Genomic DNA, 12,929 nt, shown 5'->3' on the forward strand with positions numbered 1-12,929 from the left:
ACCAGCATGGCTTGGCGGGAAATACGTGAAGCTATAGAGGCAAGCCGACCGCAATCATGTTGCGACCGGCTCTGTTTTAAGTGTGATGATTATTCGGCAAACGCGCTTGCTGCGCTGGCCTGTGTTTCATCCAGAATGGCATCCACTTTGGATGGATCATCCATGAAGCGTGCGAACATGGACAGCCCAACTTCCGCCACTGGCGGAGGCGTGGACAGGTCGTAGTTGAACGCGAAGGTCTGTGCAGCGTCGATGGTGTCGAGCGCTTTGAGCATCACAGCGTTGTAGTTGGACTTGGCAACATTCACGTTGGCAGAAAGAGCGCCCTGAATGTTGGCCCACTTGGCCTGTGCTTCCGGATCAGACACCAGATACTCAAGCAGCTGCTCAGCCCCTTCCGGGTTCTTCGCATTTGCAGAGATCACCAGACCATCAACCGGACCAACAACCGCGTTTGGAACACCAGCTGTCACTTCCGGGAATGGGTAGAAGTCATAGTCTTCACCCGGCTTCAGGCCGATGGAGTTCCAGTATCCGGTGATCCATGTGCCCATCAGGGTCATGGCCGCATCACCACGAGCAACCTTGTCAGAAGCATCAGTCCAGCTGTCTGCATTTGCATTTTCAACAAAGTAGCCTTTGTCGACCATGCTCTTCCAAAGACCCATCGCCTTTTTAACTTCAGGATCGGCATAAGAGGCTGTGCCGTTCATCAGTTTTGCGCGGTAGTCAGGGCCCGCTGTGCGAAGGATCAGATAGTCAAACCAGAACTGTGCAGGCCAGCGGTTCTTGGAACCAAGCGCGATAGGGGTCACGCCGTTTGCCTTCAGCTTCTCACAGGCTGCGAGGAACTCATCCCAGGTTTTTGGAGCCTCAAGAATGCCAGCCTTTTCCATAACAGCTTTGTTAAAGAACAGACCGGAGTAGTGGTAGCCGAAAGGCACCAGATAACGTTCGCCATCATACTTGGTTGCACCGTCCGCAACAGACTTGGCGACAACGTTGTCCAGACCGGCTTTGTTCCACATGCCGTCGATCGGGCGCAGATCACCCGCATCAATGACAAACTGCGTTCGTGCGCCAGCCCAGTATGAGAAAACATCTGGCAGTGCGTTGCCCGCCGCGCGCACCAGAATGCCGGTCTTGAAATCTTCATGACCGATTGGGCTGTCTTTAACGGTGATACCGGACTTGGCTTTAAAGCCCTTCAGAATGTCCTTCAGGCCTTTCTGGCCCAGCTCACCGGTGAAGTAGTGAGAAATGGTGACTTCGTCCGCTGCAAATGATGGAACCATGGATGCTGTCGCCATAACGGGCGCAAGCACCGCAGCAAGCAAAAGTTGCCTTCTGCGCTTATTCATATTTCAATCCCCTCCCAAGAGTTTGCATATGTTTCACAAATTCATTTCGTCAATAAGTTGCCTTATGTGCAACAAAACTAAATATATGCCCCATTTCGCCGCGCATTTCGTAAAATGTCAAGCTTATTTTGTACAAAAATACGTATACTGCCCCTTGCACTCCTGTAAAACCTGTGTCAATTCTGAGTCCAGATGCTGGATTTTTGTTGCCCTATGTTTAACTTTGTGTAATTAGTTGTCCATATTCCAACTTTTTCCAGTGTGTGAATGGAGATTGACGTTGCGCCTTTTACAATCGCTATCCCGTGGACTTCAGACGCTCGACTATCTTGCCCAGCAGGCTAAACCTCTGCGGCTTACGGATATCGCGAGTTACCTTGGTGTCGACAAGTCCAATGCGACGCATATTCTGCGTACTTTGGTTGCATGCGGTTACGCTACGCAAGGGACTGACAGGCGTTACGCAGCAAGCGAGAAAATGACAGGTTCTCAAGGGTCTGGGCCAACGGCGGAGGCCATTGTTGCCGTTCGCCAGCAGTGGCAGCCTATCCTGAAGCAGCTCACCCGCGAGACGGGCGAATGCTCTCACATGGCTGTGCTGGCGAGTTCACAGGTCTGGTATGTGGATAAAATCGATTCTGAGCTTCCGCTCAAGGTCGATCATCCCATCGGATCGTTGGGACCATTGCATTGCACCGCCCTTGGCAAGGCCTTTCTGGCGTTTGGTGATGCGCAGGCAGAGCAGGAGCTGAAGCAGTTCACCCCTGTGACCCTGACGGACCACACCGCCCTTGCAGCAGAAATCTCCAAAAGCAGAGATCGTGGCTACGCGATTGACGACGAAGAATTTACCTCCGGCATCCGCTGCGTTGCGGGACCGGTTTTTGATGAGCATGGGGTGATGATCGCCGCGATCGGCGTTTCAGGACCGACAGTTCGAATTGATGACAAGCGCTTTGAGGAGCTTGGCGCGCTTGTTCAGAAAATGTGTTTTATGAGGGAGTAAAGGATGGGGAACCAGCCGGTTCGCGTTGCCATTCTGGGCACAGGTCGTATTTCGGATTTGCATGCCATTGAGTATAAGCAGAACCCGAAAGGCAATATTGTTGCCTTGTGTGATCAAAACGTAAAGCAGGCCCAGTCTCAGGCAGAGGCATGGGGCGTTGATGACCCGATCATCAGCGATGATTACAGAGAGTTACTGGCCCGCCCAGATATCGATCTGGTAGAAATCCTGCTGCCACACCATTTGCATTTGCAAGCCGCACTGGATGCCATCGCAGCTGGTAAGATGGTCTCGCTTCAAAAACCCATGTGCATGAACATGGAAGAGGCTGACATTCTTGTTGAAGCCGCTGAAAGCTATGACCGCCCTTTCAAGATCTTCGAAAACTTCATCTTCCATCCCCCTGTCCTGAAAGCCAAAGAGCTGGTGGATGCAGGCGCGATTGGAGACCCGATTTCCATTCGCATCAAGTCCAACCCCGGCAAGAGTAAAACCGCGTGGAAAGTGCCTGCTGCAGCCAACGCATGGCGGCAGATGAAAGACATGGCTGGCGGCGGCCCGCTGGTGTTTGATGACGGACACCACAAATTCGCGCTTGCCTGGCACTTCATGGGCATGCCGTCTGACGTTCACGCCTTTATCGGTCAGACCGAAGTCTTCAAAGGCATCTATCTGGATGCTCCATCCATGGTGTCCTTCCGCTTCCCCGGCAACAAGATCGGCAATCTGGAGGTGGTTTACTCTCCGGAGCTGGAAATCGCGACCAAACACTACGCACAGGATGACCGGGTCGAGATCACCGGAACCCAAGGCGTTCTCTGGATCAACTGCGGTCATGGGTCCATTGGCGATCCCGCCCCGCTTATTCATTACCGCGAAGGCAACGTCACCGAGTACCGCGATATCTATGCGGGTTGGGAGCAGAGCTTCGTCAACTCCACACGCCACTACCTTGATGCCATCACCGAGGGCGGCGACCCGATCCTGACAGCACGGCAAGGCCGCGATGTCTTAAGTTTTGCGCTGGCGGCAGAAGAGTCTGCACGCATTGGCCAGACAATCAGCTTCTAAGCGGCAGGAGTACAGAGATGTCTTTATCTGTTCCGGGCAGCATGCAGGAGCGCGCCAACTGGCTTCAAGCCCAAGGCGGGCTGGAAGCTGCCATCGCTGCAGGCCATTTTGCTGAACAAGTGACCATGACGCTTTCCGAGGCGCTGGTTCTGGGCCTGATGCGTCAGGGCGTCACCAAGTATCTGGCAATCTTCGGCCATGGCTCTACCGAGCTGGGCGAAGTGCTGCGCATTTATGAGGACGCTGGCCTTGTGCGCACATGGCAGTTCCGCAATGAAGTAGAAATGGCCCATGCAGGTACAGCCCTGCGCTGGGTTTATGGCGAGGTTTGCGCGGTTGTCACGTCCATCGGGCCGGGTGCTTTGCAGGCTATGGCGGGTTCTTTAGCAGCCACCTCCAACGGCATTGGCCTCTATCACATCTATGGTGATGAGACGACCTTTGGCGAAGGCTACAACATGCAGCAGGTGCCAAAGCCACAGCAGGGTCTGTTCCAGCAGATCACGTCAGCCATGTCTCAGGCCTACACACTGCACACGCCAGAAGCGCTGCGCAATGCTCTGCGCATGGGTGCCAGCTGCGTCTATCATCCGTTCAAGGCAGCCCCGTTCTACCTGAACCTGCCACTCAACACCCAACCACAAAAACTGGATATCCGGCTGGACAGTCTGCCGACTGTTCCAACCTACGAGCCAACCATTCCAGCCGTAGACCATAACCTGCTGGAAACGGTGGAGCTTCTAAAGTCCACGAACAAGATCGCCATCAAAGCGGGCGGCGGCTCCCGTCCGTTCGCTGAGGAACTTCGCGCCCTTGCCGAAGCCTCTGGTGCAGTGGTGGTGGAATCTCCGGGCTCTCTGGGCATCCTGCCGGATGCACATCCGCAGAACATGCATGTGGGTGGCTCGAAAGGGTCCATCAGCGGCAATCACGCCATGCAGGAAGCAGAGCTTCTTGTTGCCATAGGCTCGCGCGCTGTGTGCCAGAGTGACTGCTCCGGTATGGGCTGGCCAAAGGCGAAACACGTCATCAACATCAACGCCGATCCGATGGATGTGCAGCACTACGCCCAAACCACGGCATTGAACGGAGACATTGGTGAGGTGGTGAAACTGCTGCTTGCTGAGCTCGCAAAAGGTGGTGTCGCCAATAAAGCTGACTGGCTGAAAGACTGTGCTGCAAAGAAAAGCGAATGGACTGCCTTCAAGGCAGATCGCTATGCAGCAGGGCGGGTGAGTGACCTCATGTGGGGGCAAGGGGTCCTCACCCAGCCTCAAGCCATCAAAGCCGCTTCTGATTTTTGCAAAAAACACGGCGCCCTCAAGCTTTTTGACGCGGGCGACGTGCAGGCCAATGGCTTTCAGGTGGTGGAAGATGACCGTGTCGGCGAAACCATCACCGAGACCGGCGCTTCCTACATGGGCTTTGCAGTCTCCGCTCTCATCGCAGGCGGCGTGGCGGACGAGGGAAAATACTCTGTCGCATTTACCGGAGACGGCTCCTTCATGATGAACCCTCAAGTGCTGATCGACGGTGTGGAGCATGGTGTTCACGGCACGGTTTTAATCTTCGACAACCGCCGCATGGCTGCCATTAGCCACCTTCAACTTGCTCAGTACGGCAAGGATTACCGCACCAATGACGGTGTGGCTGTCGATTACATTGCCATGGCGAATGCGGTGGATGGCGTGCTTGCGCTTTCTGGCGGAAACAGCGCGGAAGATTTGAGTGACGCACTGGAAAAAGCCAGAGCACACACAGGTCTCAGCGTGGTGCATGTGCCGGTTTATTACGGAGAAGATCCGGCGGGTGGCATGGGCGCTTATGGCAATTGGAACGTTGGCAACTGGTGCGATGACGTTCAGGACAAATATTTGGAAATGAGCATTTAATCATGACAGATGCGAAACTTCTTATCGGCGGAGAGTGGGCGCCAGCCAGCAACGGCGAAACCCGCGATGTACATAGCCCGGTCACTGGCAAAGTGATCGGCACCATTGCCGCTGCAAGTGCAGACGACATTGCCAGCGCTTTGAAACTGGCAAAGGACACCTTCCCGAAATGGGCTGCGGTTCCGGCATGGGAGCGCGCCAAGGTGCTGCGCAAGGCCGCTGATCTGATCCGCGAACGGACGCAGGACATTGCCCATGTAATGTCCCTTGAAACCGGCAAACCACTGGCAGAGGCCATTGGTGAGACCGGAGCAGCAGCAGCCCAGTTTGAATGGCAGGCAGAAGAGGCCAAGCGCATCTACGGCCAGACCATTCCGGGCCGCAATGCTGATGAACGCCTGACTGTAAACTACCAGCCAGTCGGTCCATCTCTGGCACTGTCTGCCTGGAATTTCCCGGCCTTGCTGCCCGCCCGCAAAATTGCGGCAGCTCTGGCAGCTGGGTGTTCTGTCATTGCTCGTCCTGCCTCTGAAGCAGCCGGCCCATGCTTTGCCATTGGGCAGGCCCTGATGGATGCTGGCCTGATGCCGGGGGCTCTGACTATCTTAACAGGCGACAGCCGCGCGCTGGCTCCAGCGCTGATCAATGCGCCTGAAATCCGCAAGGTTTCGCTGACCGGCTCTGTGCCCGTAGGCAAAGACGTGATGCGGCAGTGTGCGGATGGCATGAAGAAAGTCACCATGGAGCTGGGCGGTCATGCCCCTGTGGTCATCCATAAGGACTTTGACCCGATTGCAGCAGCCCAGAAGCTAGCAGCCACCAAGTTCCGCAATTGCGGTCAGGTTTGCATATCTCCAAGCCGCTTCTACGTGCACTCTTCCATCGCGCAGGAGTTCGCCGAAGAGTTCGCCCGCTATGCAAAGTCTCTCGTGGTCGGTGACGGATTGGAAGACGGCGTCAACACCGGTCCACTGATCCGTCAGCGCGCCGTAGACCATGCATTGCGGCTGACAGAGAATGCCATCGCAAAAGGTGCGGACTTGCTGGCAGGTGGTAAGCAGCCAGCAAACCTGCCCGATGGCAGCTTCCTTGAGCCGACGGTTTTGATGAATGTGCCGGACGATGCCGCGATCATGATTGAGGAACCTTTCGCTCCAGTCGCCCCGATCTCCACCTTTGATGATGTGGAAGACGTGATTGAACGAGCCAACAACACCCCGTTTGGTCTGGCAGCCTACGTGTTTTCTTACGACAGCGCTTTGGCACTCAAAACCGCTGATCGACTGGAAGCTGGCATGGTTGGCATCAACGAGACGCTCCTTGCAACCGCAGAAGCACCGTTTGGCGGCAACAAGGAAAGTGGCTTTGGCCGTGAGGGTGGTTCGCTCGGCATCATGGATTACCTTGTTCCGAAATACACCCGCCACCTGCTAATCTCCCGAGAGATCTGATGAGCAAAAAAGTACAGGGGCTGGAAAACGGCCTGACAAACTATGGCGACAAGGGCTTTGCCCGCTATTTGCGCCGTTCCTTCGCCAAGTCCATGGGCTACACGGATGCAAGTCTGGACAAGCCAATCGTCGGCATCTGTTACACCGAGAGCGGGTTCAACAACTGCCATAGACATTTTCCCGAGATGCTGGAAGCCATTAAACGCGGCGTGCTGGCCTCCGGCGCTCTGCCGGTGCCGTTCCCGATCATGTCTCTGGGTGAGGTGTTCCTGAGCCCAACCTCCATGGTCTATCGCAACCTGATGGCCATGGCAGTGGAAGAGATGATTACCGCACAGCCGATGGACTCCGTTGTGTTGATGGGCGGCTGTGACAAAACCGTTCCGGCCCTGTTGATGGGGGCAGCTTCCGCTGGCAAACCAGCCACCATGGTAGTGGCTGGCCCGATGATGACAGGTCGTCACAAAGGCGAGCGCCTCGGTGCTTGCACCGACTGCCGCCGTTTTTGGGCGCAATACCGCGCAGGCACGGTGGATGAGCCCGAGATCAACCAGATTGAAGGCCGATTGGCGACCACCGCCGGCACCTGCGCGGTGATGGGCACCGCCAGCTCCATGGCCGTGATTGCTGAAACTCTTGGCATGATCCTTCCGGGTTCAGCTGGCATCCCGGCAGTGCATGCCGACCGTTTGCGTAACTCAGAGGAAACCGGTGTTGTCGCCGCCAAAATGGCACTTTCTGAGAACGCCCTGACACCAGACAAAATCATGACGCGTGAAGCGGTCGAGAACGCTCTGCGCGTATTACTCGCCGTTTCTGGTTCCACCAACGCAATCATCCACCTGACGGCAGTTGCTGGCCGTCTTGGCATCGACATTTCACTGGACCGCATGAACCAGCTTTCTGATGAGACACCCGTGGTGGTGGACCTGAAGCCGGTTGGTCAGGGGTACATGGAAGATTTCCATTCCGCTGGCGGTCTGGATGGTGTTCTGGACGCAATCAAAGACAAAGTGCATCGCAGCCCAATCAACATTGAAGGCGTGAGCCTAGGGGATCGTCTGGATGCACCAAAGGCTGATCCGTTTGACCACAACGTGATCCGCAAAGCTGACAATCCAGTTGACCCGCAAGGCGGCCTGATCGCGCTGAGTGGCTCACTGGCACCAGAAGGCGCAATCCTGAAACGTGCTGCCGCAACGCCTGAACTGCTGGAGCATGAGGGCAGGGCGGTTGTGTTTACGTCTCTGGAAGACCTCGCCAACCGCATCGATGACCCTGATCTGGACATCAACGCCGATGACGTCATGGTGCTGCAAAACGCAGGCCCGCGCAGTCCATCTGGCATGCCGGAAGCAGGCTATCTGCCAATCCCGAAGAAGCTGGCCCGTGCTGGTGTGAAGGATATGGTGCGTATTTCGGATGCCCGCATGAGCGGCACAGCCTTCGGCACCATCGTTCTGCATGTGACGCCGGAAGCTGATCTGGGTGGGCCGCTGGCACTTGTGCAAAACGGCGACCGCATTCGCCTCTCTGCCAAGGCCAAAAGCATCGACCTGCTGGTTTCAGAGGAAGAATTAGATCGTCGCCGTGCGGCTTTCACCTCACCAAACCCGGAACCAGCCCGCGGCTATAAGCAGCTTTACCACAACACGGTTTTGCCAGCGACAAAAGGCTGTGACTTCGACTTTTTACAGAAGGTCTGAGCGCCTTTATAAACGCGAGTGGGCAGGGTTTCTCTGCTCACTCCTCTGCACTGGGTCACGCAATTTCCGCTTGTTTTGAAGTGCTGGCGATTGTGCGCAGATTACTCATTTCTGAGGAGGTTGGAGACGCACCAGACGGCAGGCGAACTCCCGGCAAAGTGCACACATCTAACATCTCTTTCACCACACCTCTAAACCGGATCCACTCCACCACATCCCCTGTGGCAAGGTTGATGACCTGTACTCCGCACCATGGGTCCGCATCACGTTTCTTCAACTCTTCATCCAACGGCAGGCCTTTGAATGAACCGTCACGCGGCAGGGAAAGGCCAACGATGGCGTGATTGTTGTGAAACGCCAGTCCGCGTGCAAACCCTGGCAGGAAACAACGCGGCTGAAACGTGCCGCTGGCAAGGTCAATAGTGCCAAGATAGCCCGTGCCTGAGTTAACCACCCACAGCTCACCCTTATGCCAACGCGGTGAGTGCGGCATGGAGAGCTTTTCGGTAATGACCTCATTACTGGCAATATCGATCAGGCAGCCGCCTTCCTCCTGGCGATCCCGCCACCCGTTGATCACGTCCGCCCTACTGACCATGGTCACATAAGCTGGTTTGCCATCCCTGAGTGCAATGCCATTCAGATGGCATCGATCCTCAGCAGCGTGTTTGGAGATGAAATCAGGTGTCCACCAAGGGGCAAACGAGTGGATGGGATGCAAGGTTGAGAGACAGGAGTACATGGTGTTTGCAAAGACGATACTGCCATCGTCCAGGGCCACGATGTCATGAATGTCCAGATCACCCGTCGTATGCGCAACACGAGGCACATAATACTTATCCGCATCTCCTATACGCTGGTCTTGTTCCAGAATATTCTCAAACCGGATCACCTGATTGGCTGTACCGAGGATCAACCGTTGCGGTTCTGCCCAAAGGCCCATGGCGCGGCCCGTGCCGATGGCATGAAAATGAATACCGCCACTGGGTTTGACACCAACCAGAAACAACTGCCCTGTTTGATAGGAGGAAATGGCAAGCGAGACCTGATTGGTGCTGAGCCAGATTGCCATGCCACGAGAGCACGAGATATCGTTAGGCTCCAACCGCGCCACTGGCTCTGCATTTTGCGCAGGGTTGTTTGCTGAACCAACCATCTCATCCCCTTTTAGATTACACTTGCAACAATCTGGGACTATAAGCCCATCCCGCAGGAGGGGCCTCAGCGAGTTATGAGGGCTCGATATCTACGAGGCTTAGAATTTGATCGTAAAATCTAACTCGATGACATGAATGGTCGCGTTGTCACCAAACTGGCCATTGTACTCTGCATTTACAAAAAGGTTGTCAGCAGCGCGGGCATCAAGGCCAACTTCCAGCTCAAATGCATCCTGCGAGATTGGTGCCCCATCCACGCCAAAGGCAGTGCTGCCCGCAAAGGCCAGCAAGGCCGAAGGATCAACATCTCCATAGGCGTGGCGCCAGCTGAGGGCTGCATTGACGTTGAACAAGTCATAGACGTTATAAGCACCCCGCACACCCAGATTGGTGAAGGTGCTATCAAAACTGCCGCCTTGTTTCGTCAAGGCCGCTGTTCCGCCATTCTCCGCAAAGCCATCTGTGTGTACGTCGATATAGGAAACACCAAGGAAAGGCTCAAACGCGAACGCCTCCATAACAGGAAACTCATAGTTGGCCTCGGCATAAAACTGCCAGCCGCGGCCTTTATAACTGCTGTGCTCACGCTCGTTGATGGTCGAGAAGTCCACCGTTCGCGACCCTTCAAGGAAGTGCCAGTTGTAAATACCCGCCAGAACAAAGCCGATATCTTTGGCTACGGTCTCTCCATAGATGCCGATGGACCATGTTGTTGCGGAGCCGCTGGAGGAGCGCGCATCTTGCTTCACGTTGGTGCGGCCATAACCACCCAGAACACCCGCGAGCGTTTCCTCGGCAAATTCCCGGTCATACCCAAAGAGCAAACCGCCCAGACTGTTATCCAATGACGCGGTATCACTGGTTCCAAACGTGTTGGACCATGCCCCGTAACCGATGCCCCAGAAGTCGTTTCGGCGATCTTCTTCCGGCTCTATGGGATCTTCCGGAGCAAGCGCCGCTGTAATGGAACCAAGGGAGGCGTCTGCATTGCGGATACGGTTGTTGATCAAGGCCATCCGGCGGTAATTGTTCTCAACCAATGCCCCTTGGATGGAGGCATAGATTTCACCGGAAAGATCATCATAGGCCGCCCGCGCTTCAGCTCCATTGGAAAGAGCAAGCACTGCTTGAGGCAAGGGCGCAGAAAGTGGCAAGCTGTCCAAGCCAACACACGCTGCCGAGCGTTGGTTCTCCGTCTCTGCCAAACCGCAGAAGTTGCTGGCAAGTTCTGCCGCGCTGAGTGTGACCGTGGTTGCGCCGTAGTTCAACGTCCAGTCAATGAACAAGGTATCTTCCACACTGTCAAACGTTCCGGTGATACCGCCAGCCGCATCAACAATGGTAAAGGTACCAACAGGTGCAAACGTTGCTCCGCTGGTTCGCACTACACCGCCATTCAACGTGCCATCACCGGAAACATCCAATGTATCGCTTGCAGTCATTCCCGCATTGAACGTGACGATATACGTCCCATTAGCATCATTTTGGAAGTCACCTGTGATATCTGTTTCCTGAACAACATCATCTCCTCCTGGAGAGAGAATACCGGCGTTGGTGAGTAAACTACCTGCACCCAGAATGACCTCATCCCCTGAGTTAAACTTTGCTCCACTCAGGTTGTTGAACGCGTTGGTGCCCGCATCTAAGTCGATGCCATTGGTTGACGTGAGCGTGCCGGAGTTGTTGATCGTGTCATCCCCAGTCCCGCCTTTAATGTCGTCAACAACGCCTGAGATTGCGTTGGTACCAGTCAGGGTAAACGTCGTGTCACCGACTGTTTGAATGTTAATGCCAAACGATTGTGCATTGATGGTGCTATCTGTCAGATTGACCTGAAAACTATTCGCTGGATTATTTCCGTCGGCAACCAATATCCCATCCGAGTTTGTACCATTGGCATTGATCGTTCCGCTGTGTGTTACAGTCGCGGTGTTCTCGGAGTACACTATGATACCATGCGCGGCGTTACCACCTGTGGTGATGGTACCATTTTGGTCGATCGCAACAGCTCCAACGCCACGAGCACGAGCAAAAATACCATGCGAGCCGATACCGGATGTGGTCAACGTTCCAACATGCGTGATGCCAACATCTCCCGTCCCATCAGATCGTGCAAACAAGGCTGTACTTGATCCGTCCGTTGTGTCGACATTACCGGTTTGCGTGATGGTTATGGCACCTGTACTGCCACCTTGCGTGGTCGCATAGATCCCTTGAGCATAGTAATTGCCAGTATTGGTGATATCACCGGTATGGGTGATCGTGATCTCTTCAGACAAAACGACTTCAATGCCTCGGCTGTAATAGCCATCCGTCGTAATATCACCGGTATGTGTGATTGTTACTACATCAGCGTTCCTCACATCAACACCAGAGGCGTATTGGCTTATTGTCTGAATACCACCATTGTGCGTGATGGAGACATCACCAGCCACAGGCTCTACCTCAATCGCGTTCCGGCCATCTGTCGAGATGACAAAATCACCTGTATCACTGTTGATCGTGATATCGCCGTTGGATTCAAACAGAATACCTGGAAGAAAAAAGGAGGGTGTGATGTTTGTCGTTACGTTTTCGATGATCAGATTAGTGTAAGTTCCGCCCGCTCCCCCATCGATATCAACCCCAACCGACAAGTCGCCCGAACAGGTTACTGTTGATCCGCTGATGGAACATTGGGGTTGGGGTGACACAGATTGCGCGCGCACTGGCATGATTGCCACGCTCGGCAGCACAATGATGGCCGTAGATAGAAGAAGAGACTGATAGAGACCGCCGGTGTTCAACATCCGTGCAGGTCTGAAAGATGTGACGACGCCGCTCATTTAAACCCTCAGACTACAAAAACTAAGGCACTTAAATCTCTCGAGATACGCCGAGTACTGGTCTCTTTCGTCTGGCAGTGTGCAACTATGCCAAACAGATACACGTCAACAGGTTCACCTGAACTGCGAGTGGATGCCTTATAAGCGCAGACAAGCGATTTCGTTAACAAAGAGTTAAGAGGGGACAGTAGCGAGGCACACTCTTGTCACAAGCTTTGAAAAGTGGGGGCACTGGTTCAGCTGGATTCAACTGACGAGGGACATAAGAGATTCTTAGCGGAGTCAAGCTGTAGAACTTACCCCTTCATGCATGCGCTGAGCATATTGAGAACGCTCCTGAGACACTATCGCGTCAGTTCAATACATGTTTTGCAGGCAATCAATGCTTCGTAACTCACTGTAGAACCGCAGTTTTTAGAGTCATCAGTGGAAAGCTATCTAAACTCACATCACATATCAG

Annotated in this window: 8 protein-coding genes; 5 read left to right on the forward strand and 3 right to left on the reverse strand. The window is 54.5% G+C overall.

The window, feature by feature from the left end; all coding sequences use genetic code 11:
* Window positions 1–89 precede the first annotated feature (89 nt).
* Window positions 90–1,361: an ABC transporter substrate-binding protein gene (locus PsAD5_RS17815; RefSeq protein ID WP_063293053.1), complete on the reverse strand. Its 1,272-nt coding sequence runs from the start codon at window positions 1,359–1,361 to the stop codon at window positions 90–92.
* 280 nt (window positions 1,362–1,641) lie between these two features.
* Between PsAD5_RS17815 and PsAD5_RS17820 the strand changes: the two genes are divergently transcribed.
* From PsAD5_RS17820 to PsAD5_RS17840, 5 genes are read left to right on the forward strand one after another with little or no spacing between them, the layout of a single operon-like run.
* Window positions 1,642–2,367: an IclR family transcriptional regulator gene (locus PsAD5_RS17820; RefSeq protein ID WP_057462437.1), complete on the forward strand. Its 726-nt coding sequence runs from the start codon at window positions 1,642–1,644 to the stop codon at window positions 2,365–2,367.
* A 3-nt stretch (window positions 2,368–2,370) separates the two neighbouring features.
* Window positions 2,371–3,438 (forward strand): Gfo/Idh/MocA family protein, encoded by a 1,068-nt coding sequence (locus PsAD5_RS17825; RefSeq protein ID WP_063293054.1) that lies wholly within the window; start codon window positions 2,371–2,373, stop codon window positions 3,436–3,438.
* 17 nt (window positions 3,439–3,455) lie between these two features.
* A complete protein-coding gene (locus PsAD5_RS17830) occupies window positions 3,456–5,330 on the forward strand; it encodes a thiamine pyrophosphate-binding protein (protein ID WP_063293055.1) in 1,875 nt (624 codons plus the stop codon).
* A 2-nt stretch (window positions 5,331–5,332) separates the two neighbouring features.
* Window positions 5,333–6,781 carry an NAD-dependent succinate-semialdehyde dehydrogenase gene (locus PsAD5_RS17835; protein ID WP_063293056.1) on the forward strand — a complete coding sequence of 483 codons (1,449 nt, stop codon included), beginning with the start codon at window positions 5,333–5,335 and terminating at the stop codon, window positions 6,779–6,781.
* Window positions 6,781–8,487 carry a dihydroxy-acid dehydratase gene (locus PsAD5_RS17840; RefSeq protein ID WP_063293057.1) on the forward strand — a complete coding sequence of 569 codons (1,707 nt, stop codon included), beginning with the start codon at window positions 6,781–6,783 and terminating at the stop codon, window positions 8,485–8,487. Before PsAD5_RS17835 ends, PsAD5_RS17840 begins: the two co-directional genes overlap by 1 nt.
* Before the next feature lie 55 nt (window positions 8,488–8,542).
* On the opposite strand, the gene PsAD5_RS17845 is transcribed toward PsAD5_RS17840, so the two are convergent.
* Both PsAD5_RS17845 and PsAD5_RS17850 read right to left on the reverse strand, forming a co-directional pair.
* The gene (locus PsAD5_RS17845) at window positions 8,543–9,643 is read right to left on the reverse strand and encodes a TIGR03032 family protein (protein WP_063293058.1); all 1,101 of its coding nucleotides are present in this window, start codon (window positions 9,641–9,643) and stop codon (window positions 8,543–8,545) included.
* Window positions 9,644–9,742: 99 nt separating this feature from the next.
* Window positions 9,743–12,469 (reverse strand): autotransporter family protein, encoded by a 2,727-nt coding sequence (locus tag PsAD5_RS17850; RefSeq protein ID WP_208988682.1) that lies wholly within the window; start codon window positions 12,467–12,469, stop codon window positions 9,743–9,745.
* Window positions 12,470–12,929: the final 460 nt, after the last annotated feature.

This window comes from Pseudovibrio sp. Ad5 (assembly GCF_001623095.1).
Taxonomy (GTDB): domain Bacteria; phylum Pseudomonadota; class Alphaproteobacteria; order Rhizobiales; family Stappiaceae; genus Pseudovibrio.

Excerpts from the sequence above, each read along its gene's own strand:
- PsAD5_RS17815 (WP_063293053.1), bottom strand. The coding sequence starts at position 1,361 with ATGAATAAGCGCAGAAGGCAACTTTTGCTTGCTGCGGTGCTTGCGCCC.
- PsAD5_RS17825 (WP_063293054.1), top strand. The coding sequence starts at position 2,371 with ATGGGGAACCAGCCGGTTCGCGTTGCCATTCTGGGCACAGGTCGTATT.
- PsAD5_RS17830 (WP_063293055.1), top strand. The coding sequence starts at position 3,456 with ATGTCTTTATCTGTTCCGGGCAGCATGCAGGAGCGCGCCAACTGGCTT.
- PsAD5_RS17835 (WP_063293056.1), top strand. The coding sequence starts at position 5,333 with ATGACAGATGCGAAACTTCTTATCGGCGGAGAGTGGGCGCCAGCCAGC.
- PsAD5_RS17840 (WP_063293057.1), top strand. The coding sequence starts at position 6,781 with ATGAGCAAAAAAGTACAGGGGCTGGAAAACGGCCTGACAAACTATGGC.
- PsAD5_RS17845 (WP_063293058.1), bottom strand. The coding sequence starts at position 9,643 with ATGGTTGGTTCAGCAAACAACCCTGCGCAAAATGCAGAGCCAGTGGCG.
- PsAD5_RS17850 (WP_208988682.1), bottom strand. The coding sequence starts at position 12,469 with ATGAGCGGCGTCGTCACATCTTTCAGACCTGCACGGATGTTGAACACC.